This window comes from Rhizobium sp. NFR03 (assembly GCF_900111275.1).
Classification (GTDB): Bacteria; Pseudomonadota; Alphaproteobacteria; order Rhizobiales; family Rhizobiaceae; genus Ferranicluibacter.
Genome location: NZ_FOGR01000021.1, coordinates 1 through 21,705, shown reverse-complemented (window position 1 = coordinate 21,705; position 21,705 = coordinate 1). Strand labels below are relative to the sequence as shown.

Below are 21,705 nucleotides of genomic sequence, written 5' to 3'. Positions count from 1 at the left end.
CGCTCGAGCAGCGCCTGGCGGGACTCCGGGGTAAGTTCGTTGACGAGGCAGGCGATCTCCTCCGAGCGCTTGCTCTCCGTCAGCGCCTCGATGGCACCCTCCATACCACCCCCCATGCAGTAAACGCCGACGAGATCGGGATGGTGCGACAGCGTATCCATCAGCAGTTCATAGGTCAGCCGCCGGGTTTCGAGATTGATATGAGCATCGAGAACCTGAAACTGCGGCGCGAACTCGCGCATGTAAGCGCGAAAACCCATTTCACGGAGCGAATGTCCGTGAAACCGGTGGCCGCCGAGAAACAGGACCACCTTTCCCGGTGCGGGCGAGAGTTTGGATATCATCCAAGCCGCACTTCGGCCGACCTTCATATTGTTGGTGCCGAGATAGGCCTCGCGCACCCCTTGAGCCAGATCGGTCAAGAGGGCAAACGTGGGGATGCCCTTGGCTTTCAGCGTCGAGACTGCCGCCGTCACGTCATAGTGATCGGGCCCCGTCACGGCGATCGCCGAAACCTTGCCGGCCATGCCGTGCATCAGTTCCGACAGTTCGCTCGGCTCGCCCGAAACAGCATAGGTGATCGTCAGGCTGACATGACGATCCTTCACGGCCGCCGCCGCCGCATTCAACTGTTCGGCAAAAGCCTGATAGAATGGCTGTCGCTCCTTCCGCAGAATAATGCCGAACCGATAAGACGGAAGATCGGCCATCATGCGCTGGCGGATGATCTTGGCGCCATGAAAACCCAGCCTCTCTGCCGCTTCGTAGACCTTTCGCGAGGTCTCCTCGCGAACGGGAAGACGACCGTTCAAAACCCGATCGACGGTGGCAACACTCAATCCCGCCGCCTGTGCGACATCGGCAATGGTAGGACGTTTCATAGACTGTCTCTAGTGATCGAATTTTGAGCAGAATGACAGCCCCTCTGCGATCAATCCAATCATTGTTGAACCCATCAACCAATTTTTATATCTGCCTCGCTTGAGCAAAACTTTGAAATAGGCTTAGCGCCTTGAACAGATACGAACCCGCGACCCGCAGACTGCTAATCTTCCATCTCCCTGATTATCCATTATAATGTCCTTTACCATGGATATACAAACCGAGCGCCGGACGCACTTAACGACACAGTATTCCATGATCGTCGAGTTCGGTAATGCAGCGCCATACAGAATAAAAGCGCTAAGTCGATGTGAGATACCGATCAGATCGGTCAACACGTCACCGATGACAACACAGGGCGCCATTGTGTTGCCCGTGGTGAACCGCGTCTGCGGGACGAGCTCTACTCCCAAATCGGCGGGTGGTACGCACCCGCCTGATCTGCATTGGCGATATATGGCCTCAATGCTCAAGCAGTGGGAACAGTCCCGCCATCGATGACGTGCTCCGTGCCGGTAATAGACGATGCTCGATCCGATGCAAGGAATGCGATCAGGTCCGCGACCTCTTCCGGCGCGGCTGGCCGTCCCAGCGGTATGCCGCCGAGCGAGTTCATGATCACCTGCACCGCGTCGTCGTAGCTGATACCGGCTTGATCGGCTATGCGCTGGGCCAGGCCATTGGATCCTGGGCTTGCGATCCAGCCTGGAGAGACGCGAACCACTCTTACGCCCTTAGAAGAAACTTCCTTGGAGATGCTTTTGCTGTAGGTGTTGAGCGCCGCTTTGGCCGAGGCGTAACCGGTCGTCGCTTCCGGGAGCGGCAGGTTTCTCTGGATCGAGGTGACGTGGATGACGACACCGCTTCCCTGAGCGACCATGCCAGGGATCAGAGCACGATCGAGCCGGACCGCCGGGAAGAAGTTAAGGTTGAACTCCTTGTCCCACTCCTCGTCCGTGAGCACAGCATAGCCGCCTGAAGGTGCCGAAGAACCGCCGAGCACGTTCACAAGAATATCGAGGCCGCCGAGTTCTCGCTGCACCGCGTCAACGACGGTTTGAACCCCCATCGGGGTGGTCAGGTCGGCTTCAACGAATGCCGCACCGGAGAAATCTTCCGGCTTGGTGCGAGCGGTGGTCAGCACACGGGCGCCAAGTTCCTTGAACAGTGCTACGGTTGCAGCGCCGGTGCCCGAAGTGCCGCCGGTAATCAGGGCGCGACGGCCTTGCAATGTGAGGAACTGCGTCATACCGTGATCTCCAGTTCGGCGACCTTGTCGCCCGCGAGAACGAAGAAGAACCGCAGGTCGATGGGGCTTCCGGGGAAGTCACCGACGGCGTGGGCCGTCACAAGGGTCCTGCCGCCTTCATTGGTAATCAGAAAGGGCTCGACCGTGTAGCTGTATTGCTGGCCCTCGTCAGCCATCCACGCGCGAATGGCATCACGGCCTCTATGGGTCTCGCCCTTGTCCTTGACGATGCCATTTTCGGTAAACGCGGCCGCCACAGTTTCGGGCCCTCCATCGCGGTCAGCATCGAAATAGGCTTTGATGCCCTTGGGTAGCTTTATCGTCATCTGTGTCCTCCAATCATGTTTCCAGCCTTTACCGAGTGGAACTTCGACCCTCTTGCGGCCGACAAGGTCAATCTACGGCCAGTTGATTGACATAATAACTGGGACAAAGCAGGATGAGGAATTGCGAAAAGAGGGACAATGTCGCGATCTGTTCTTACTGACCTCGATGCCGTTCTGAGCATAGCTCGGCTGGGCTCTTTCCGAGCCGCTGCGCTTGAACTCAGCATGTCTACGACCGCACTGAGCAACGCCATCGCGAAGCTTGAGGAGCGCTTGGGCATTCGCCTGTTCAACCGGACAACACGTAGCGTTTCGCTGACTGATGGGGGAAAGACCTTTGTCGAGCGCATTGGACCGGCAATGACCGACATCCACGATGCCATGCTTGCGGCTCAATCGCTTCAGGATACTCCGACAGGCACATTGCGCATCAACGCATTTGCGTCGGCAGCCCGAGAGGTGATGGAACCGCTCATCCTGACGTTCATGCGGCGTTACCCACAAGTCCATGTTGATTTGGTCACGGAGGGTAAACTCGTCGACATCGTCGCGGCAGGATTCGACCTCGGCCTGAGGACCGTTGATCTCGTTCCCAACGACATGATCGCTCTGCCACTCGGTCTCGATCGCAGCAATGCCGTCGTCGCGTCGCCGGATTTCTTGCGCACTTACGGCACGCCAACCGAACCAGCCGACCTTTATCGGTTCCGCTGCATTCGTGCCCGGCTTCCCAATAATGCCTTGTTTCGATGGCGGTTCGAGAAGGACGGCAATGCCACGCAGATCGATGTACAAGGCTCGATCACGCTGGACGAGCCAAGTCTTGTGAGGATAGCGGCTCAGAACGGCGTTGGAATTGGATATGTCATGGAAGCGGATGTGCGCGATGACATTGCGGCTGGTCGATTGGTGCGCGTTCTCGAGGACTGGACCCCTTCCCTGGCACCGCTCGCACTGTACTACCCTGGTAGAAAAAATCCACCGGCCGCCTTCAGTGCGTTCATTCAGGCTGCGCGAGAATTTTCCCATCGGTAGTCGTCCGGCGAATATCGACGACATCGTCGTTACGCACCAACATAATTTGACGTCCGTGTGGTTGTGAAGTTTTGCCCGGAAAACGACCGGAATCGGAACATCAAACTGTTCGGAATCTAAAGCCGCATAATCGCATCATGGAGATTGAGAGTAATGCGTTGGCTCCTGGGTTCAGCCCAAAGCGCTCAATGTCGGCCGGACGAGGACGCGCAGCTTCGCGCCCTCATCTCAGCCATTGAGCACGATCTCGACAGCTGCCACTTCGTCATCCAGCTTTGAGCCGCTGCCACTTAAGTTGTCGAGAGCAGTCCCAAATCTGATGCTATTCGAGATCCCCTACGCCATCGTGCTAGCTGCTACTCACCAACGACAATGAGGCCGTTGGAGGTTGCTGCCGTCTGTCGCATCGCTTTCAGCGGCTGATAATCCGGCGCGTCGTAAAAGTCACGAACGGCTTGACGGTTCGGAAACTCCAGCACGACAAGCCACGTCGGGGACCATTGTCCCTCAACGATTTCAGGATGAAGCTCCTTAACGAGTGGTTTGCCACCAAACCGCCCCGCCAAGGCGATCACTGCTCCCTCGTAATGGGTCATCGCGGGTAGATCATGGACAGTGAGATCGATCAGGACTAGGGCGGTCATGGTTTCGTGCCTTAGATTGAGGATTGCGGCGAGGCCGCTCCATTTACAGGGTCATTAGCCGGGCGGCGATATCGACGCGATTAGGCAGCGGTGAAGTCGAGGATTACCTTGCCGCCGCGTTCGGCATGAATAGCCGCCTCGACAATAGCCGACGGCGGATAGACGCCGCTGATCGGGGTATGCAGGTCGCCACTGACGACAAGCGGCAGGACTTCTCTGACGGCGGCGGGTGCTGCTGCGGCCGAGTCCGGGTTGCCAAGGAAGAAGCCGTGGACGGTAACCTGTTTGAAGATTGGCGACCAGGCCGGGATCGACATCGTCGCGCTACCGAGAATGGAATAAGCTACCACTGCCGCGCGAGGCGAGACGATGGTGGCTAGCAGTCCAATCGCCTCACCGCCGATCGCATCAATTCCCAGGCCGATGCGGCCGCCGTTGACCGCTTGTTCGGCTTCAGCCGCGGTGTTGTCGCCGGCGACCAGAACCACATCGGCACCCGCTTCCTTCAATTCATCGACAAGCTCGGGGCGACGGACAATATTGAGCGTCTTCAGGCCGCGAGCTTTGGCCACACCGATCACTGCGCGGCCGACCCCCGAATTGGCGGCATTCTGGACCACCCATTCTCCAGGTTCGAGACTGGCATATTCGCTGAGCAATAATGCCGCCGTCGGCGGATTGATCCCCAGCATCGAAAGCTGATGTAGGTCGGCATCGGGCAGAGCGAATAGGCCCTTGGCAGAAATGGTCATCCGTTCGCGCCAAAGCCAGGTGAAGATAGGAAGAAGCACACGGTCACCGATGGCAAGATGGTCTACGTCCATTCCCACACCGATAACGCGGCCGACGCCCTCGTTGCCCACGGGTCCGGGCGTCGGCGGCAGAACGGGGAAGCCGCCCCTGATAACATAAACGTCGTGGGGATTAAGCGGGGACGCCTCGAGCTGAACGAGCACCTCGTTCGGGCCAGGAGCTGCTGGCTCAGGGAAGTCGGCGAAGCGCAACACGTCACGGGGCTCGCCAAAGGCGGAAATCTGGATAGCTTTCATCAGGGTCTCCTTGGTCATACGGTCAGTCGTTATCGAAGCATCTTTATGGAGCACCGACTCCATAAATAGTCCATGAACCGCCATCGTGCTTCAGTCAACTTAAAAGTGGAGCTATCACTACAAATATGTTAGGTGCGGTGCAGACGGAGAGACCACGCAGTTCATGCTTACAGCGAAGAAGGGACTAACAATGATGATCAAGGGCGAGGGCCAGGCGTCGAAAGCGCGTGGACGGCCGCGGCTGTTCGACCGGACAGCGGCGCTTAACCAGGCGATGCGCGTATTCTGGGACAGGGGCTACGAGGGAGCGACCTTCGATGAACTGATCGCCGTGATGGGCCTCAGCCCCTCAAGCTTCTACAACGCTTTTGGCAGCAAGGAGGCCCTCTACCGGGAAGCGGTCGGTGCATATCTCACCGGACCGGGCGGCTTTTTCCCTAAAGCTTTGGCCGGGGGGGGACCGGCGAAGGATGCGTTCGCGCGGCTAATGATCGCTACGGCGGCAGCCTACACTGACGAAGTGGGGCCTGCTGGCTGCATGATCTCGCTGGCCGGGCTGCACGACACCCCGGACCGCGCAGACTTTCGAGACTTTATGCGTGAAGTCAGAGGGAGGTCGCGCACATTGATGATAGAGCGGCTCGACGAGGGTGTCCGAAACGGCGACCTGTCTGAAGGGACTGACGTCGACCAGATCGCCGAATTTTTCGAAACAGTATTTAGAGGCCTGGCTGTCCGTGCGCGTGACGGCGCCGATCGCGAGACGCTTGAAAAGATCGGCGCCATGGCGCTCGACGCTTGGCCGGGCGTGCGCTCTTAGTCGTCGCCCTTGTCAATTGCACTGAGACCTCGCCCGAACGAAAAGTTCTCCGAGGGCAATGGAATGAGGGTCACGAACACATCGTCCGGCCTGATGCCGACATTGTCGTGCAGTCGCTGGACGATCTCCTTTAGCAGCACTCGCTTTTGAGACATCGGACGCGACGCCGGGATGTGAACGGAGATGACGATCGCACCCGTTGAGCGTTCCACATTCCCGTAGTTAGGATGCAGGAACATGTAGCCTTCGGCGTGCTCGTTGATCACGACGAACTTATCTTCCGGGGGCAGCCCAAAGCTGTCCTGAAGAGAGTGTGCGAGCGATTCTGCAATTGCCTTACGCTGATCAAGAGAAAACAGATCCTTGGGGACGTGAACGTTGAAAAACGGCATGACATGATCCTCATTCGTAGCGTTTACAGGGCGCAACGCATAACTGGAGTTATTGCTCCAAATTGCTTTGGCCGCGATTTGCCTGCGCGTCAACGATTTATTGGAGCCAAGCCTCCAGAAAAATTCCGGCAGGAGTCCTTGTGCCGAAAATCCATAGGGCAGGTGTAGCAATCGGTCACAGCTCTGTGAGGTGTCGGTCGCGGAAAGCGCCTACGGCGGCACCGTCAACACAATATGGAGCAATTGCTCCATATTGTGTTGACACCAGTCGGAACGTCTCTTACGAATATTTGGAGCAATCGCTCCTTAAATCCGTACGCATGGAGATATTTGATGACCAGAGTAGTTAGAATTCACGAATATGGCGACGCCAGCGTACTCCGGATCGATGACGTGGACGTCCCGGCGCCAGCGGCCGACGAGGTTCAGATCAAGGTCAAGGCAATCGGGATCAACCGTGCGGAGATCATGTTCCGCAATCACGCCTACCTGCAGGATGCACACTTTCCAAGCCGTCTTGGCTACGAAGCCTCCGGCGTCGTCGAGATGGTCGGTGCATCTGTCAAAGGTTTCGCCATCGGTGACGTGGTCAGCGTTGTACCCTCACCGGACATTTCTAACGGAGGGACCTACGGCGAACTGGTCAATGTGCAATCGCGCTTGGTCGTCAGGCATCCGGAGAACTTGTCTTTCGAGCAAGGCGCAGCGGTTTGGATGGCATATGTTACAGCGTGGGGCGGCCTGATCGAGCAGGCAAAGCTCTCACAAGGAGAGGCTGTTATCGTCTCCGCAGCGTCAAGCGGTGTCGGCGTCGCGGCGTTCCAGATCGCTAAAACTGTAGGCGCGACCGTCATTGCGACGACTCGAACCAGCGCTAAGCGCCAGGCCCTTCTTGATGCTGGCGCCGACTACGTCGTTGCGACGGAAGAAGAAGACCTTGTTGGTAGGGTTCTTGAAATCACGAATGGCACCGGCGCTCGGGTCGTGTTCGATCCGGTAGGCGGACCTTCGTTCGTGCCTTTGACGGCCGCCATGGCGCGGGGTGGCATCTTGCTTGAATATGGTGTGCTCAGCGCTGAGCCAACGCCAGTCCCGCTCCTTACAGTCCTGAGCAAGAGCCTGACCCTGAAGGGCTACCTCTACACCGAAGTCGTGTCGGACGATGCGGTCCTCGAACGCGCCAAGACTTTCATCACAGACGGTTTGGTGTCGTGCGCGCTCAGGCCCCTGATCGCACGTACCTTCGCCTTCGACGACATCCAAGACGCTCATCGTTTTTTGGAATCCAACGAACAAATCGGCAAGGTCGTTGTCAGGCTCTAACCCACTCGCGCCATACCGACTCGACGTCGATCAGGACTAAGCAAGGCCATGAGGTCGCTTTGGGGATTGATCGCGATTTCGACGTGACAGCCAGCACCGATCAGACATGCCCCACGTCCGCGGCCGTCGCGGGCGTGTATTCCTATTTGGCTCGGTCACAGCGACCGCCATTCTACACCCTAAACCGACGTGTGCATGACATTTCAGCTGAGGCGCTCAAGCCTTGGACGATGATTACTGCAATGCACTGGTCGCAATACTGAAGGATCTATGATCATGCGCGCAATGCAAGCAGCTGCCAGCTATGACAAGCTCGAGCTGGTCGACGTTCAGAAGTCTGTTGCGACAGACGGAAGCGACTCGATTGTTGCCCCAACAGGCCTGACGGAGCCTCGCAGGGCATCGTTTGCGGAGCGCGGCAGCTGTACACATTCATCATCAAGGTATGTCCGGTAAACGACCGTTTTCCGGACGGCGGAAACAGTCGATCCTCACCTAAGTTTTTCAGGGACCCTCGAATTTCTGCCTGTCCCGCATGTGAGGCTGACTTCCGTTCAGTATTGCGCCGTGACGCGCTCGTCGGCATCAGGGAAATATTCGCGAAGCATCCGATCGGCCAACCGACGTTCATAGGTCCTAAATAGATCCAGGAAAGCATGGGCAGCCTTCGCCCATTCACCATTTCCTCGAAGAATCCTTCGTCATTCCGGAAGAGGGGATGGATGGTGGCATTGGCATTCTCGGCGAGATGGAAACCACCATGGCTGGCGGTCGAATGCAGAACGATCGAACCATCGACCCGCTATTTTTTCGATCTGACACGACTTGTTAGATGGTGAGGAAATAACCAGCTGTTTCGTGCGAGATCTTTTGCCGTCGCACGAAACGCCAGTTCTGCCGGTGACCGGCGGCTATTAAAGGTGCTTTGTCGAGACAGTGGCGAGCGATGCTGCATCCTTTACGACTGCAGAGGTTGCTCTTTCCCACGCCTCGCCGTCAGCGTTGAGAGCCGTCTGAAGCCAGGCAAGCGTCAGGCGCCGCGTCGCCTCCAGCACGTCTGGGGATTCAGTCTCCGTTTCCTTTGCGTCTAGTGCGGCGATCCCGCCCAGGCCGTGACCAACGCCATGCATGGTGAGGATTGCTTTAGCGCCCGGCGCATCGTGAAACGCATCCGCATGCCACTCCGGCCCGCGGGTGGTAAAATGCGGATTGTCCATATCACCACAGACAACCAGGCTGGGTGTCTTCAATGTCGAAAAGTCGACGTCGAAGAACGGAAACCGGGCAGCGTTCTCTTCGGTCATATCCTTGCCGCCCCGTCCCGGCGTTGTTAGGAGAATGCCCGCCGAGATGCGAGGATCGGAAAAATCCTCACCATTAAGCTGCGCTCCCAGCAGAAGTCCAACGGTATGGCCGCCAAGGGAATGACCGACTGTGCCGATGCGTGAATGATCCATCCGTCCGGCAACAGCGGGAGCCTGCTCCTCGATCGCGGTCAAGTGGTCGAGGATTGCCGTTATCTCTTCAACGCGCTCGCGCCAGAAAAATGGTGCGCCGGGGGAATCCTTCGGCAGGCCGCCAACCCGGGAACTCGCGTGGGTCGGCTGCATCACAACGAACCCTCTTTCCGCCCAGAACTGTGCAAGTGGCGCGTAGCCGTCCTTTGAAGGGATATAGTTGGACGGGCCAAAACCGTGTGAAAGAATCAAGATTGGCAGGTCGTCGCCAGTGGCTGGCGCTGTCAAACGCAGTTCCAGCGGCTGGCGGCCGGGCATTGAAAGACGGATCGGCGTGTAGGCCACGGTGAGAGTGGCTTCAGGCGTCGGAATATGGTTCGCGAGATTGATCAGATTGTTCATGGGTGTGGACCTTCAAAGGTGGAATTTGGATTGTGATGTTTAGGCGAGCAAATGACCCGCTTCGCGGAACGAGGTTTCCGCGTCGGCGCCGGCAGGGATCTTCATCGGCGCGTCGATCTCTGTGACAGACCGCCAGACGGCCTCTGCAACCGCATCCGCCGTCGTGACCTCGGTGCCCGAACGCAGCTTCGTCATGTAGTTGTCGACGAAGGCGGTATATGCCTCCGGAATTTCCATGCCCATGCGCGAGACAGCATTCTTGCCGAAGCCGGTCGTCGGTGCAGAGCCAGGTAGGACGAGTTCAGCTCGGATGCCGAACAGCACCGCCTCGAGTGCGAGGCTCTCCGTGAAGGCATTGAGCGCTGCCTTGCTGGCGCTATAGACAGAAAGTGCTGGCAGCGGCTTTATCGTGACGGCAGAGCTGACGTTGACGATGACGCCTGAGCGACGGACCCGCATCTGCGGAAGGACAGCTTTTGTCATCGCCATTGCGCCGAAGACGTTTGTCTCGAACAGTTCGCGAACCTTCGACATCTCTGAGCCCTCGAGCACATTGAGCATGCCGACGCCGGCATTGTTGACAAAAGCATCGATCGTGCCGGCGGCTTCGACCGCCTTAGCAATGCTGTCGCCGCTCGTGACATCTAGGGGCAGGATTTCGAGCCTGTCGTTCGAAGGAAGAAGGTCGTTTCGCGGCGTGCGCATAGTGGGGACCACGTCCCACCCGGCGTTCAAGAATTTCTGTGCGATGGCGAGGCCGAAACCGGACGAGCAACCGGTGATGACGATCTTTGGCATGTTCCGTCTCCTGACATTTGACTTGCCTGAAGATGGACCTATCCATTCGGACTTGCTATATGCATGTGTCCGATAGTGTTTAGCAGGAGTCCGAAATGATGACAGATCCCGTTGCCGAAGTTGTTTCTTTATTGAAACCAAGCCCGTCGATCTCGAAGCTCGTCACGGGCGGTGGTCAGTGGCTGGTTGAGCGCACGGAGCTTGGAAGCCCCTTCTACTGCGCCGTCGTCGAAGGGCGTTGCCTGATGACGATTGCGGGACGTGAACCTATGGTCCTGAAAGCCGGTGACTTCGTCCTGGTTCCGAAGATTTTCTCGTTCAAGATGAGTAGCATGGAGCCGCCGCCACGCGGTGCACTAGCCCAGCGTCTGGAGACCAGCCCCGGTGTCTTTCGCTTGGGCGACCCGAAAGCGCCGGCAGAGATCAAGGCACTGGTCGGGCATTGTGCGTTTGGCTCAGATGATAAAGCTTTGCTTGTCTCGCTGCTGCCGGAGGTCATCCATGTCCACGGAGAAGAGCGACTAATGACCCTCGTCCGCATGATCAACGAGGAAACACGGTCCGATCGAGCAGCCCGCGAGCTGGTTCTTCACCGGCTGCTGGAGGTATTATTCATTGATGCATTGCGATCGGCACCAAGTGCTAAGGCCCCGCCGGGCCTCCTGCGTGGCATGGCGGACCCGCTACTGGCGCCGACCTTGCGCCGGATCCACGCAGATCCAGGTCGAGGCATAACCGTGGAGACGCTCGCCAGTGAAGCCGCCATGTCTCGTTCGACCTTCTTCGATCGTTTCCGCAAGGAGGTTGGTGTCGCGCCGATGGAATACGCAACAGGGTGGCGCATGGCATTGGCGAAAGGGCTTCTTCGCGACGAGGTCGCAATGGCGGAGATTGCTCAACGCGTTGGTTATGGATCAACGAGCGCTTTCAATGTCGCTTTTAGCCGGCATGTAGGGATGCCGCCCGGCGCTTATTCTCGCGCAATTGCTGCCGCGTGAGGACGCACGACTCCTTGACAGCCTGGATAGCGAAGCTCCAGGAGCCGACTGTCGCGGGTCATGAACTCGCAACTGCGCCATCGGTGAACTCGTTGTGAGGCGGCAAACGCGTGATCTAGGCGATGAACCGATATACGTCGCGAAACCTTCTTTACTAAGAGTGCGTAATTGACCGTAGATATCTTCAATATATCTTCAGTGGGCGATTGCGCTCGTTTCTATGTACACAGCCAATCGGATCGCTAAACCGCCCTCGCGAGCATCGGCTGTGCATAGCACTCGTGCGCGAGATGTATCCTGAATTGAACGAACTGGAGTGTTTTTATGCATGCCTCGACATTCAGACGAGCTGTTACGCACGCGCTCGTCATGACCATCCTTAGCTCCACCATAATGACCGCGGGCTCCACCGTCCCCGCCCTGGCCGTGGAAGAAGCGGCAAGCTCCGGAGCAGTGATTTCCCATAAACCGCACAACATTTCCCCACACATCAAGGGACGCGCGGAGCTCATCGTCCACACCATGCAGTCAGTGTCCGGTGACCTCACAAGGGCATCGACCCTCCTTTTCGTGCCGGACGGACAGGCGCCAAAGGGTGGGTGGCCTGTGATTGCCTGGGCACATGGGACGACGACACCTGGCAATAAGCTGTGCGCACCCAGCCTGACAGATGAGCTTGATGGTGGTCTCACAAAGGACGGCTTCAACAGCGATTACCAGTTCGAAATCTCAACACTTGTAAACGCGGGCTATGCGGTCGTTGCTCCTGATTTGGAAGGTCTCGGCGAAGCCGCAACGGTTCCCTACCCTTATTTCAATGCCAGCAGCCTGGCACGGTCCTTGATCAGCGGCGTGGTTGCTGCTCACAAAGTCGACGGCAACCTTTCGAAGCGGTACGTTGCGGTCGGGCATTCCGACGGCGGTCACGCGGTCCTCGGCGTCGAAGCCTATGCCGATGAAGCCCCGCAGTTAGAATACAAGGGAACGGTAGCGATAGCGCCGTACACCTCGATCGATGCTTACGTTAAAGAGCTAGCGCAGCGAGCGGTTGCGAACCCGGACAAGGCAAGCGACTATCGCCTTCTCCAGAACTTCAACGTCGCCCTCATGACGACCGGATTGAAGGTGATTGATCCTTCGTTCCAGGCTTCGTCCGTGATGGGCCCCGATCTTGAAGCGCAGTTGAATGAATTCACGACACGTTGCTCGGTTCCTGCCATCGGTGGATTGTCTAAAGCGATGGCCGCAAAAGGTGCGACCTTCGATGGCTTCAGACAAGATTGGGCTAGCGATCCGAAGATAGCTGCATTTCTCGCTGCAAATGATCCGGCGGCAAACCCGACCTTCCGCCTCAAGAAGCCAACGTTCATCTCGCTTGGCCCCGACGATGCCTTTGTCTTCCTGAACACGACGCGGGCGCTGGTCGCGCGATTGAAGGCAGACGGAGCAGCCGTGACGTATAATGATTACCCAGGCACGGACCACTTCACCGTGATCCGTGCCGCGCAGCCTGACACCATGAGCTTTCTGAAGCAACTTTTCGCAGACTGAGCGCAATCGCGACCGCCGCGCCGGAAGAAACGCGGCAGTCGTCACGACACAATTTGAGGACTCCACCCATGTCACAGACCAACAGGCGGATCGTGCTTGCATCAAGGCCAGCGGGATCGCCCAAGCCTGCCAACTTTCGTCTCGAAGAAGCGCCTGTGCCCGAGGTGCCCAACGATCACGTTCTGCTCGAAACCATCTACCTTTCGCTCGACCCCTACATGCGGGGACGCATGAGCGACGCTAAGTCCTATGCTGATCCGATCGCGATCGGAGACGTGATGGTTGGCGCCACGGTCTCCAGGATCAAACAGTCCCGTAACCGGGATTGGAAGGAAGGCGACATCGTGGTTGCCTACTCGGGCTGGCAGACCCATGCTATCTCCGACGGAAGCGATTTGCGAGCCATCGATCCGGATGCTGCTCCGATCTCGACCGGACTGGGTGTCCTGGGCATGACGGGCTTCTCAGCCTATGCAGGCCTGCGCAACATCGGCCGTCCGAAGCCCGGAGAGACTGTGGTCGTCGCCGCGGCAAGCGGAGCGGTTGGCTCAGTCGTTGGTCAGCTCGCCAGGATCGACGGGGCGCGCGCCATTGGGATAGCCGGAAGTGCCGAGAAATGTGCGTTCGTCAAAAACGAACTGGGCTTTGACGCCGCGATCGATCATCGCGCTTCAGACTTCGCGCAACAGCTCGCCGAGGCCTGCCCGGAGGGAATCGATGTCTATTTCGAAAACGTCGGCGGCGCCGTCTGGGAAGCGGTCCTGCCACTTCTCAATAATTTCGCACGTGTGCCACTCTGTGGGATGATCTCCCACTACAATGACGATGCCTTGGGACCGCCATCCGTTGACCGGCTTCCTGCTTCCATGAAGGTCATCCAGCAGAAGAGCATCACGGTTCGAGGTTTTATGAACGTAGAGTTCATTGACCAACAACCGACGTACTTAGCGGAAGCCGCTGGTTGGGTCGCTGACGGCAGATTGAAGTATCGAGAGGACGTCGTGGATGGCCTTGAACATGCCCCTACAGCATTCATAGGCCTTCTTGAGGGGCGCAATTTCGGCAAGCTGGTTGTAAGGGTGTAGGACAAGGAGCAGAAGGCAGCACGATCGCCAGCGAGCTAGTCTCGCTGGCGATCGTATTCTATTTGCGCGCGCTCGAGCTCCGGGCCGTAGGTCATAGACCAGGCGTACAGCGCCTCGAATGGCTGCTGAAGCGAGCGGCCGAGCGCGGTTATAGTATATTCCACGCCGACCGGCGTCGTCGTCGTCAGCACTTCACGGCGGATAAGCCCGTTGCGCTCCAGTCGTTTCAAAGCTTCCGAAAGCGCTTTATGCGTGATCCCGTCAAGGCGCCGCATGATCTCGTTGAACCTTGACGGCCTCGTGCATAACACAGTCAGGATCAGCACCGACCACTTGTTGGCGATCTGCTCAAGCACTGGCCGCGCCTTCTCGACGTCCAACAAAGCCTCAATTGAGACAGGCTTGGGCCGGCGAGGCATGCTGGCTCTGGTGGACGGGCCTCCGTCGGTCAATGACATGAGTATACTCCGCGATATCTGCTTTACTTATAGTGCGTAATTGACGGTAGGTATAGACAATATATCTATATCCATCATTATTGATGGAGCTAGCATGAACAGATTAACAAACAAGATCGCCCTCGTTATCGGCGGCGTCGGTGGCATCGGCGGAGCCATTTCTCACAAATTCGCCAGTGAAGGCGCGCAAGTCTACGCTACAAGCCGCAAGGGCGGGGAGACATCACAACCGGGGAACACAGACGGCATTCGGGTCATTCAAGCAGATGCCAGCGAGAAGGCAGATCTTCAGCGTGTCCTTGAGCACATCCGATCGGAGCAAGGCCAGATCGACGTCCTTGTCGTTAATGCGGGCTTGTCCGAGTACGCGCCCCTGGGAGACATTTCTGAAGACCATTTCGATCGAACATTCGGCTTAAATGTTCGATCCCTCGTATTCGCAGCGCAGGGTGCGGTCGACCTAATGCAATCTGGCGGAACCATCGTCCTTATCGGCTCAATCGCGGGCGACATCGGCACGAAGGGCTATGGCGTGTATGGAGCGACCAAGGCAGCAGTCCGTTCATTCACACGCACATGGGCTAACGAACTTGCTCCGAAAGGCATTCGGGTCAACGTGGTCAGCCCTGGCCCGACCGATACAGCTATGATGGCAAGTGCCTCACAGCAAGTTCGAGAAGCACTATCAAGCATGATCCCTCTCGGACGCATGGGTCGACCTGAAGAGGTAGCAGCCGCCGCTCTGTTTCTCGCCAGCGAGGAGAGCAGTTTCACGACGGGTGCAGAGCTCGCTGTCGACGGAGGCATGGCCCAGGTCTGACGCCAGCCTTACAACGGGCGCCGGAACCACACCTATAGGGCTAACCAGACTCCTCCAGAGAGCATGCGCGCACCATCTCTGGAGGCACAAGGCTTGAGTTCGATATGGGTTGACAGCGCCAAGCGACCAACAATCGGCTAACGGACGCAACAACAACTGAGGTCTTGAAAAGGTTCGAACCAACGGCCCCGCTTTTGCGAGAGCTAACGGCCGTCCATGGCCAAAGGTCTGATGTGACGAACTATTCCACGCCTGCTTGGTTGGATGACGTAAACGACCTGGCAACGGCGGCCTGATGATTAGACCCATAAGAACAATCCGGATCATCGTGATTGACGATGCACAGCGTGACGTCTGCGCTTTTCGCGATATCTGGCGCAAGCGGGACGTGGAGTTAGTAGGTCCCTTCCCGGCGGGACTGATAACTGGAGAAACCGTGCGCCGGTCAGACGGCGTGCTGATTGCACTTGATACGGATATTACTGGCCTTCAGAACCTGCTGAACCTCCTCAAGATCGAGCAGGTTCCCTTTCTCTTTACGGTCCAAGGGGTGTCTGGAGTTTCCAATATGCATTTTACCCTTGATGCGAATGCCACAGCCATCGATGAAATGCTCGAAGAGCTGGTCATGCAGGACGACGACGGGATACGCCACTAGGCGCTCCTGCGGTTGATCCGCTCATGTACGATAGCGTGCATGATTGCTAAAGGAGCGCGGCCAATACTCGCGGTCGGGCCTTTGCTCGATCCCAGAGCTGCAGCTACAGCCTCGGCAAGTTCGCGGGCGTCAGCATCACGACGATAGAAGCGTCTGGCCATTTTGAGCAGGCCGCTTGCACCAGCAGAAGCCTCGGTGGTGTCGAGTTCATGCGCACTGGCTTCCAATGGGGACATTATGAGGTGCCTTGCTGGTGGCGAGTCATCCCACAATCAGCACTTAGCGCCTTCGTTCCTCCTCCTAAGGGAAGAGTACGAGTTCGTACAGGTAGATCTGTCCCTACCAATTGGTGGGGTTGCGCAATGACGTGCTGTGGCTTGGCCGAAGGACGATAGTGATAGCTGCGACAATCAACGGCAACATTGCGATCAGAATGAATGGAATCAGTATCATAGGTCTCCCTTTCCCATGGTCAGACCCAACGGGACGGGCGCCAAGCAGTTCCCTGAATGTCTGGGACCGTACGTTCTTGCAGATCTTGACCCGGGCTGATCGAGAGTTAGCTCTGACTCATATGTGGAACGGCCCGGGTGGCAAGGTATTTCCTGCGCAAATCTCCGTCGGACGGTGCAGTCATATGTCCGGCCTAGGTTCAGGGCGATGGTGACCCTACCACCCCCGAATTCTCAGGGGTTCCCGTTGATTGAGATCGTTGCTCATCTCGAAGAACCAAGAGTCTACCGAGGATACAACATTGGCGGATGATCTCGACGGTAGTTTCTATGAGGGCTTGATCGAAGGGCAGTTACGCGGCAGTTTTGCCGGCGCGTGTCCTTACCGCCATGATCGGCCAAATCTTCGGCTCAACTGGATGGAGGGGTTTGCCTGCGGCCGCCAGCATCCGGCAACGATTGCCGGTCCTCGCAAAATATCCCAGTCATCAGACAAAACGATACAAACAATCACCCTTCCCTACTTCGACGGAAGGATGGAGACGTTTACGTCTTATGAAGAGGTAGGGCGTCGTCTCAAAGAGCTTCAGGAACAGGGTTTGATCTTGACGCTCGTCATCGACCATCCCTGCTGCGTTCTGCGGCCGATCGACGAGTTCGACAGGATGCTGCGCCGCCATCTCCAGCGACAGATCGCTCGAACAGCCTGAGCGTAGGCTAGTAAATGCGCAGAAATGGAGCGGCAGCCGAAGCTGCCGCCATCTTGCTATATCAGTTCTTGCGACAGTCAGTAGTGCTGGCAGTGCGGCTGTCTTCGACCTCGACCTCTGTCTTGCGGATCGTTTCCGAGACGGTCTCTTCGCGCTGTTCTGCGGTCTTGCGCAGTTCGATCTCCTTGACTACGCGAGGTTCCTTGGAGGAGCTTGGTGGTCTCATCGGTGGACATGTCGGCGCCTTCCGTTCGGCCTTGGAGAGCACTTCATCAGTTATTGGTTCCACATCAGCTTGTTCATGAGCGTGACGCAACGATTTGCTGGACAGCATCAAAGGAATTCTTGTTGTTCATCTCCACGTCAGGATAGCGATGAGAAAGGGAAGAACAAAGACCATGGCCATGATGGGGAGTTCCTCTGCCACCGTATAACCGGCATGGAAGACGCCTATTCCCAGATTGACGGCGGAGATAACAAACCACAATGCGATGTAAGCAGTTAATGCGCGCGTGTTGAACCCCTCCGTCAGGCCCAAGCGCGGTAGCCCCCACGCCATTACCGCGAGGAGTGCTACCCCAACCGTGATGATCTTCAACGTATGCATAGCGATGGAACCTTCTGCTAGAACCCGGGCAAAGCCGGTCATTGTTCCCGATGACCGGCTCCGAATGTTTAGTTAATCCGTGCCTGTGCACGATGAGCAAGCCAAGCGGCGGAGGTCCCAAGGGCACTGACGCTCAGAAGCTCCACGACTGCCAGGACACTGGGTTCCAGGTGGGCGGCGAAGAAGGTGATCAACCCAAGAAAATAAGCGGGAATATTGTTGACCGGAGCAGCGGCGCGGAAGGTCACGACGATCATAGCGACAACGAACACGACGACACCGAAGGACAAAGGTCCCAGGAACGGCATTAGGAAACCCACTGACAGCACTGCCCCCGTGCCCAACACGATGCCCGCAGCAAGGCAGAGGTAGCTGAAGGTTGCTTCGCGGGCCGAATGTCCCTTGGTGAAGAACGCCACCCACCCCATAAACATAGCCCAGACAGGCCAGCCGAGGCTTGCGGACGTGGTTGCAGCAACAGCGGCGGTCAGAGCGGCGGCGGCGGTTATCGCAGTGAACCGCAGGGAAAACATGGAAGGTCTGGTGACGGGTGTGGTCATGACGTGATCTCCGATTAGGTGAGAGGGCGCCGGTCCTTTATGGACCGGCCGTGAGGTATGCGTTCAGTTATTGACGACTGGCTTCAGCAGGTCCTGCAGGCCGATGTTGCGGTACATCTCGATGCGGACCCGGTCAGCAACGGCAGCCACGACCTCAGCACCATCCTGGGAGGGGTCGATGTGGACCCGGAACGGACGGGTGCCGAAGGGCATGTCAACGATCCGGACAACCTCGACAGCGACAGCAGCCGGATCGGCATCAATCGGTTCGAGAGCTGCCAATCCCTTGAGCGCCTGTTCCGGAACGCCCTTGTAAGGACCCTCGGTATATTCAGCGGCGACGCCCTTGTCGGACGGTGAACCGGAATGAGCAAAATGGTTGGTGCCCTTGGTAAAGGCGCCGGGCACGACGATCGAGGTCTCGATGCCCCAACGCGACAGCTCGGTTGAGTAGGACACGGCCAGTGAATCCATCGCGGCTTTGGCGGCGAAGTAAGGAGACAGGAAGGGAGGGGTGCCACCACGGGTGCTGGACGAAGAGATCCAGACGACCAGGCCCTGGCCCTGCTTCCGCATGTAGGGAAGTGCCGCGCGGTTGACGCGCTGGGTCGAGAGGACGTTGATGTCGTACAGTTCCGCGAACTGCTCTGGCGTGAACGCTTCAGCTGGGCCGAACGACATATGTCCGGCATTGTGCATGATGACGTCGAGGCGTCCGGCGTCAGTGATGATCTTGTCGATCCCAGCTTTCACGGAGGCATCGGAGGCGACGTCCAGCTCGACAGAGCGAAGGTCTACGTTGTGTTCTGTGGCGAACTCGGCTGCGGTAGCCACCGCGGGAGCGTTGCGGCCTTCGGTAGCACGCATTCCGGCGTAGACGGTGTGACCAGCCTGGGCGAGCTGGCGGGCGGTCATGGCACCGAAGCCGCTGGAGGCGCCGGTGACGACGATGACGTGTTTGGTCATGATCTTATTCCTTTGATGAAGATAGGTTGCGGTTCGCATCTGATGGGGGTGATGAACGGTCGGGTTAAGCGACACCACCGTTGGCGCGAACGATTTGGCCGTTGATCCAGCCTGCATCGGGACCAGCAAGGAAGGCGACGACGTTGGCAATATCCGACGGCTGGCCCAGGCGCTCCAGCGGCGGCATCTTCGAGAACTGGGCGATCAGCTCGTCGCTCTTACCGTTGAGGAACAGGTCGGTAGCGATCGGGCCAGGAGCGACGGCGTTGACCGTGATGTTGCGGCCCCGCAGTTCCTTGGCAAAAACATGCGTGAAGGCTTCAACGGCCGCTTTGGTGCCGTTGTAAACAGCATAGCCCGGCATGTTGAGCGCCAGCGTCGTCGAAGAGAAGTTGATGATGCGGCCGACGCTCTGGAGGCGCTTGGCAGCTTCGCGAAGCGTGTTGAACGTGCCCTTGGTGTTGATCGCAAAGTGGCGGTCGAACTCTGCGTCGCTGGTGTCTGCCAGCGCAATCGTCTTCAGGATGCCAGCGTTGTTGACCAGGACGTCGATGCGGCCGAAGGCAGCTTCGGCAGAGTCGAACATGCGGGCCACGGCGACAGGGTCTGAGACGTCTGCTTGAGCCGTGATCGCCTTGCCGCCCTTGGCTTCGATCTTGCGGGCCAGTTCTTCAGCTGGGGCAGCGCTCCCCGAGTAGTTGATAACGACGGTGAAACCGTCAGCAGCGAGGCGTTCGGCAATCGCAGCACCGATGCCGCGGGAAGCGCCGGTGACGATGGCAACCTGGTTGGTGGACTGGGACATTTTGATCTCCTTGTTTTGGTTGTTGGTGACAAGAAGGTAGATGCCACTATCTGCAAAGCGGATAATCACGCATTATTCGGAATAACTATGCGGGAAGAGCAAATAATGGATCGACTGGATGCGATGCGGATTTTCTGTCGGGTTGCCGAGCGCAAGAGCTTTACCCTAGCATCAGAGGACTTGGGCGTGCCGCCCTCGACAGTGACTGATGCGGTCAAACAGCTTGAAGCCCGCCTTGGCGTGCGCCTGCTGCAACGCACGACGCGGCATGTCAGCTCGACATTGGACGGTGAAGCGTATTATCAGCGCTGTATAGCCATCTTGAGCGACATCGAGGATGCGGAGGGTGCGTTCGCGGGGGTTACCCCCAAAGGGCTGCTGCGTGTGGATGTGCACGGCACCCTCGCCCGCCATTTCGTGCTTCCTAACATGCAGGCCTTCCTGAAAAAGTACCCGGGCATCGAACTTTACATGACCGAAGGCGACCGGTTCGTCGATCTGGTGCGGGAAGGCATCGACTGCGTATTGCGCGTCGGCGAGCCTCAAGGGGGTGACATGGTGGGGCGCCGCGTCGCCATGCTTGACGAGGTCACCTGCGCGTCCGCGGGATACATCGAGCAGTATGGAATGCCGTCAAACGTCGATGACCTGGAGAGCCACATGATGGTCGGCTTCCGTTCATCGGCGACCGGTATGCTGATCCCCTTGGAGTTCCAGATCGATGGCAAGGTTGTTTACAAGCAGCTACCGACCATCATCACGGTCAACGCGGCTGAAAGCTTCATCGCAACGGCCAGACAGGGACTGGGGCTGATCCAGGTCCCGCGCTACCACGCGCAGCGGGAGCTTGATGCCAAGTCACTGGTCGAGATCTTGCCAGCCCACCCGCCGACTCCCACTCCCGTCTCGCTGTACTATCCCCGAAACCGGCAGCTTTCTCCCCGCGTGAGAGTGTTCATCGACTGGCTCGTAGCAGTGTTTCGAGAATCCGGAATGAAGCCATAATCCTTTCACCGCCAAGGCCTACTTCAAATTTCCTGCAAACAGGGGCGTCGAACTCGGCGAGCAGGTCATTAGCTAATCTGCGTCGGCCATGGCCGGGCCAAGCGTTTCTAGCTATCCTCGTCGAGTGCCACTTCTTCACCACCGCTAGGGTATCCTATGACAGTCGTAGCATCCTACCTTTATAGAAACGGAAAGCGGGTCGAAGAGGTGCCGCTTGAAAGACAGACGTTCGCGGCGGGAGGCAGCGAGTTCGTCTGGATCGGGCTGGTGGAGCCGACGTCCGACGAGATGGAAAGTCTCCAGAAGATGTTCGGGCTGCATCCTCTCGCCGTTGAAGACGCCCTCGTTGGGAAGCAGGTCCGGAAAATCGACGTCTACGGCGATCAGCTCTTCGTGGTGATCAAGACAGCGCATCTGGAACACGACAAGATCGCTTACGGAGAGACATGCATCTTCGTGGGCAAGCATCACATGATCTCGGAAAGGCATGGCTCCGCGAGATCGCACAAGGACCTTCGGGAACAGATGGAGCATTCGCCCCAGCTCCTGGAACACGGTCCTGACTACGTCCTCCACGGGATCATCGACTTTGTCGTCGACGGCTATCTGCCGATGGTCGAAACCATGGAGGACAGGGTTCTGGAACTGGAGAA

Annotated in this window: 25 protein-coding genes; 11 read left to right on the top strand and 14 right to left on the bottom strand. The window is 57.8% G+C overall.

The annotated features are described in order from the left end of the window. From BSG19_RS25300 to BSG19_RS25290, 3 genes are all read right to left on the bottom strand, one after another. Nucleotides 1-881: LacI family DNA-binding transcriptional regulator (locus tag BSG19_RS25300; RefSeq protein WP_092990764.1), on the bottom strand; the 881-nt coding region annotated here is incomplete at its 3' end. 470 nt (nucleotides 882-1,351) lie between these two features. Then, nucleotides 1,352-2,131 carry an SDR family oxidoreductase gene (locus tag BSG19_RS25295; protein WP_092990763.1) on the bottom strand — a complete coding sequence of 260 codons (780 nt, stop codon included), beginning with the start codon at nucleotides 2,129-2,131 and terminating at the stop codon, nucleotides 1,352-1,354. Next, on the bottom strand, nucleotides 2,128-2,457 hold the full coding sequence (locus BSG19_RS25290; protein ID WP_092990762.1) for a nuclear transport factor 2 family protein: 330 nt from the start codon (nucleotides 2,455-2,457) through the stop codon (nucleotides 2,128-2,130). The genes BSG19_RS25295 and BSG19_RS25290 overlap by 4 nt, the downstream gene beginning before the upstream one ends. 138 nt (nucleotides 2,458-2,595) lie before the next feature. Here BSG19_RS25290 and BSG19_RS25285 point away from each other — a divergent pair, with 138 nt between their 5' ends. Then, nucleotides 2,596-3,492, top strand: coding sequence for a LysR family transcriptional regulator (locus BSG19_RS25285; RefSeq protein WP_092990761.1), 897 nt, complete (start codon nucleotides 2,596-2,598; stop codon nucleotides 3,490-3,492). 356 nt (nucleotides 3,493-3,848) lie between these two features. On the opposite strand, the gene BSG19_RS25280 is transcribed toward BSG19_RS25285, so the two are convergent. Both BSG19_RS25280 and BSG19_RS25275 read right to left on the bottom strand, forming a co-directional pair. Beyond that, nucleotides 3,849-4,136 carry a DUF1330 domain-containing protein gene (locus BSG19_RS25280; RefSeq protein WP_092990760.1) on the bottom strand — a complete coding sequence of 96 codons (288 nt, stop codon included), beginning with the start codon at nucleotides 4,134-4,136 and terminating at the stop codon, nucleotides 3,849-3,851. Nucleotides 4,137-4,216: 80 nt separating this feature from the next. Next, a complete protein-coding gene (locus BSG19_RS25275; RefSeq protein WP_170866113.1) occupies nucleotides 4,217-5,203 on the bottom strand; it encodes a zinc-dependent alcohol dehydrogenase family protein in 987 nt (328 codons plus the stop codon). Between the two features lie 172 nt (nucleotides 5,204-5,375). Here BSG19_RS25275 and BSG19_RS25270 point away from each other — a divergent pair, with 172 nt between their 5' ends. Then, nucleotides 5,376-6,005: a TetR/AcrR family transcriptional regulator gene (locus BSG19_RS25270; protein WP_092990770.1), complete on the top strand. Its 630-nt coding sequence runs from the start codon at nucleotides 5,376-5,378 to the stop codon at nucleotides 6,003-6,005. Here the strand turns inward: BSG19_RS25270 and BSG19_RS25265 are convergent. Then, the gene (locus BSG19_RS25265) at nucleotides 6,002-6,397 is read right to left on the bottom strand and encodes a tautomerase family protein (RefSeq protein ID WP_092990758.1); all 396 of its coding nucleotides are present in this window, start codon (nucleotides 6,395-6,397) and stop codon (nucleotides 6,002-6,004) included. The genes BSG19_RS25270 and BSG19_RS25265 overlap by 4 nt on opposite strands. 333 nt (nucleotides 6,398-6,730) lie before the next feature. Between BSG19_RS25265 and BSG19_RS25260 the strand changes: the two genes are divergently transcribed. Beyond that, nucleotides 6,731-7,720, top strand: coding sequence for a zinc-dependent alcohol dehydrogenase family protein (locus tag BSG19_RS25260; RefSeq protein WP_092990757.1), 990 nt, complete (start codon nucleotides 6,731-6,733; stop codon nucleotides 7,718-7,720). A gap of 914 nt (nucleotides 7,721-8,634) precedes the next feature. Here the strand turns inward: BSG19_RS25260 and BSG19_RS25250 are convergent. Next, the gene (locus tag BSG19_RS25250; RefSeq protein WP_092990756.1) at nucleotides 8,635-9,579 is read right to left on the bottom strand and encodes an alpha/beta hydrolase family protein; all 945 of its coding nucleotides are present in this window, start codon (nucleotides 9,577-9,579) and stop codon (nucleotides 8,635-8,637) included. Nucleotides 9,580-9,618: 39 nt separating this feature from the next. Continuing rightward, complete coding sequence (locus BSG19_RS25245; protein WP_092990755.1) at nucleotides 9,619-10,377, bottom strand: SDR family oxidoreductase; 759 nt, start codon at nucleotides 10,375-10,377, stop codon at nucleotides 9,619-9,621. Between the two features lie 98 nt (nucleotides 10,378-10,475). Here BSG19_RS25245 and BSG19_RS25240 point away from each other — a divergent pair, with 98 nt between their 5' ends. The 3 genes from BSG19_RS25240 (at nucleotide 10,476) to BSG19_RS25230 (ending at nucleotide 14,011) form a co-directional block, all read left to right on the top strand. Continuing rightward, entirely contained in the window at nucleotides 10,476-11,375 is a 900-nt protein-coding gene (locus BSG19_RS25240; RefSeq protein WP_092990769.1) for an AraC family transcriptional regulator, read from the top strand. A 369-nt stretch (nucleotides 11,376-11,744) separates the two neighbouring features. Continuing rightward, nucleotides 11,745-12,926 (top strand): alpha/beta hydrolase family protein, encoded by a 1,182-nt coding sequence (locus BSG19_RS25235; protein ID WP_170866112.1) that lies wholly within the window; start codon nucleotides 11,745-11,747, stop codon nucleotides 12,924-12,926. 68 nt (nucleotides 12,927-12,994) lie between these two features. After that, on the top strand, nucleotides 12,995-14,011 hold the full coding sequence (locus BSG19_RS25230; RefSeq protein ID WP_092990753.1) for an NADP-dependent oxidoreductase: 1,017 nt from the start codon (nucleotides 12,995-12,997) through the stop codon (nucleotides 14,009-14,011). Nucleotides 14,012-14,046: 35 nt separating this feature from the next. On the opposite strand, the gene BSG19_RS25225 is transcribed toward BSG19_RS25230, so the two are convergent. Then, a complete protein-coding gene (locus BSG19_RS25225) occupies nucleotides 14,047-14,430 on the bottom strand; it encodes a winged helix-turn-helix transcriptional regulator (protein WP_092990768.1) in 384 nt (127 codons plus the stop codon). Nucleotides 14,431-14,563: 133 nt separating this feature from the next. Here BSG19_RS25225 and BSG19_RS25220 point away from each other — a divergent pair, with 133 nt between their 5' ends. The 3 genes from BSG19_RS25220 to BSG19_RS25210 all read left to right on the top strand — a co-directional run bounded on the left by BSG19_RS25220 (nucleotide 14,564) and on the right by BSG19_RS25210 (nucleotide 17,109). After that, on the top strand, nucleotides 14,564-15,289 hold the full coding sequence (locus BSG19_RS25220) for an SDR family NAD(P)-dependent oxidoreductase (RefSeq protein ID WP_092990752.1): 726 nt from the start codon (nucleotides 14,564-14,566) through the stop codon (nucleotides 15,287-15,289). Nucleotides 15,290-15,617: 328 nt separating this feature from the next. Next, on the top strand, nucleotides 15,618-15,947 hold the full coding sequence (locus BSG19_RS25215; protein WP_139274836.1) for a hypothetical protein: 330 nt from the start codon (nucleotides 15,618-15,620) through the stop codon (nucleotides 15,945-15,947). Nucleotides 15,948-16,701: 754 nt separating this feature from the next. Further along, complete coding sequence (locus BSG19_RS25210; protein ID WP_139274835.1) at nucleotides 16,702-17,109, top strand: hypothetical protein; 408 nt, start codon at nucleotides 16,702-16,704, stop codon at nucleotides 17,107-17,109. A gap of 61 nt (nucleotides 17,110-17,170) precedes the next feature. Here the strand turns inward: BSG19_RS25210 and BSG19_RS25895 are convergent, their stop codons facing one another. The 5 genes from BSG19_RS25895 to BSG19_RS25190 all read right to left on the bottom strand — a co-directional run bounded on the left by BSG19_RS25895 (nucleotide 17,171) and on the right by BSG19_RS25190 (nucleotide 20,047). Further along, nucleotides 17,171-17,443, bottom strand: a complete 273-nt coding sequence (locus BSG19_RS25895) for a DUF2382 domain-containing protein (RefSeq protein ID WP_139274834.1) — start codon at nucleotides 17,441-17,443, stop codon at nucleotides 17,171-17,173. Between the two features lie 18 nt (nucleotides 17,444-17,461). Beyond that, complete coding sequence (locus tag BSG19_RS25205) at nucleotides 17,462-17,758, bottom strand: hypothetical protein (protein ID WP_210185421.1); 297 nt, start codon at nucleotides 17,756-17,758, stop codon at nucleotides 17,462-17,464. A 26-nt stretch (nucleotides 17,759-17,784) separates the two neighbouring features. Beyond that, a complete protein-coding gene (locus BSG19_RS25200) occupies nucleotides 17,785-18,276 on the bottom strand; it encodes a DUF1097 domain-containing protein (protein ID WP_092990749.1) in 492 nt (163 codons plus the stop codon). 63 nt (nucleotides 18,277-18,339) lie between these two features. Then, a complete protein-coding gene (locus BSG19_RS25195; RefSeq protein ID WP_092990748.1) occupies nucleotides 18,340-19,242 on the bottom strand; it encodes an SDR family oxidoreductase in 903 nt (300 codons plus the stop codon). A gap of 64 nt (nucleotides 19,243-19,306) precedes the next feature. Next, nucleotides 19,307-20,047 (bottom strand): SDR family oxidoreductase, encoded by a 741-nt coding sequence (locus tag BSG19_RS25190; RefSeq protein WP_092990766.1) that lies wholly within the window; start codon nucleotides 20,045-20,047, stop codon nucleotides 19,307-19,309. Between the two features lie 105 nt (nucleotides 20,048-20,152). Here BSG19_RS25190 and BSG19_RS25185 point away from each other — a divergent pair, with 105 nt between their 5' ends. Beyond that, nucleotides 20,153-21,052, top strand: coding sequence for a LysR family transcriptional regulator (locus tag BSG19_RS25185; protein WP_092990765.1), 900 nt, complete (start codon nucleotides 20,153-20,155; stop codon nucleotides 21,050-21,052). 156 nt (nucleotides 21,053-21,208) lie between these two features. Further along, nucleotides 21,209-21,705, top strand: a 497-nt coding sequence (locus tag BSG19_RS25180; RefSeq protein ID WP_280142438.1) for a CorA family divalent cation transporter, incomplete at its 3' end; no start/stop codon positions are given.

Excerpts from the sequence above, each read along its gene's own strand:
- BSG19_RS25280 (WP_092990760.1), bottom strand. The coding sequence starts at position 4,136 with ATGACCGCCCTAGTCCTGATCGATCTCACTGTCCATGATCTACCCGCG.
- BSG19_RS25285 (WP_092990761.1), top strand. The coding sequence starts at position 2,596 with ATGTCGCGATCTGTTCTTACTGACCTCGATGCCGTTCTGAGCATAGCT.
- BSG19_RS25250 (WP_092990756.1), bottom strand. The coding sequence starts at position 9,579 with ATGAACAATCTGATCAATCTCGCGAACCATATTCCGACGCCTGAAGCC.
- BSG19_RS25220 (WP_092990752.1), top strand. The coding sequence starts at position 14,564 with ATGAACAGATTAACAAACAAGATCGCCCTCGTTATCGGCGGCGTCGGT.
- BSG19_RS25275 (WP_170866113.1), bottom strand. The coding sequence starts at position 5,203 with ATGACCAAGGAGACCCTGATGAAAGCTATCCAGATTTCCGCCTTTGGC.
- BSG19_RS25195 (WP_092990748.1), bottom strand. The coding sequence starts at position 19,242 with ATGACCAAACACGTCATCGTCGTCACCGGCGCCTCCAGCGGCTTCGGT.
- BSG19_RS25205 (WP_210185421.1), bottom strand. The coding sequence starts at position 17,758 with ATGACCGGCTTTGCCCGGGTTCTAGCAGAAGGTTCCATCGCTATGCAT.
- BSG19_RS25225 (WP_092990768.1), bottom strand. The coding sequence starts at position 14,430 with ATGCCTCGCCGGCCCAAGCCTGTCTCAATTGAGGCTTTGTTGGACGTC.
- BSG19_RS25245 (WP_092990755.1), bottom strand. The coding sequence starts at position 10,377 with ATGCCAAAGATCGTCATCACCGGTTGCTCGTCCGGTTTCGGCCTCGCC.
- BSG19_RS25230 (WP_092990753.1), top strand. The coding sequence starts at position 12,995 with ATGTCACAGACCAACAGGCGGATCGTGCTTGCATCAAGGCCAGCGGGA.
- BSG19_RS25240 (WP_092990769.1), top strand. The coding sequence starts at position 10,476 with ATGACAGATCCCGTTGCCGAAGTTGTTTCTTTATTGAAACCAAGCCCG.
- BSG19_RS25260 (WP_092990757.1), top strand. The coding sequence starts at position 6,731 with ATGACCAGAGTAGTTAGAATTCACGAATATGGCGACGCCAGCGTACTC.
- BSG19_RS25295 (WP_092990763.1), bottom strand. The coding sequence starts at position 2,131 with ATGACGCAGTTCCTCACATTGCAAGGCCGTCGCGCCCTGATTACCGGC.
- BSG19_RS25895 (WP_139274834.1), bottom strand. The coding sequence starts at position 17,443 with ATGCTGTCCAGCAAATCGTTGCGTCACGCTCATGAACAAGCTGATGTG.
- BSG19_RS25185 (WP_092990765.1), top strand. The coding sequence starts at position 20,153 with ATGGATCGACTGGATGCGATGCGGATTTTCTGTCGGGTTGCCGAGCGC.
- BSG19_RS25235 (WP_170866112.1), top strand. The coding sequence starts at position 11,745 with ATGACCATCCTTAGCTCCACCATAATGACCGCGGGCTCCACCGTCCCC.
- BSG19_RS25290 (WP_092990762.1), bottom strand. The coding sequence starts at position 2,457 with ATGACGATAAAGCTACCCAAGGGCATCAAAGCCTATTTCGATGCTGAC.
- BSG19_RS25270 (WP_092990770.1), top strand. The coding sequence starts at position 5,376 with ATGATGATCAAGGGCGAGGGCCAGGCGTCGAAAGCGCGTGGACGGCCG.
- BSG19_RS25200 (WP_092990749.1), bottom strand. The coding sequence starts at position 18,276 with ATGACCACACCCGTCACCAGACCTTCCATGTTTTCCCTGCGGTTCACT.
- BSG19_RS25190 (WP_092990766.1), bottom strand. The coding sequence starts at position 20,047 with ATGTCCCAGTCCACCAACCAGGTTGCCATCGTCACCGGCGCTTCCCGC.
- BSG19_RS25265 (WP_092990758.1), bottom strand. The coding sequence starts at position 6,397 with ATGCCGTTTTTCAACGTTCACGTCCCCAAGGATCTGTTTTCTCTTGAT.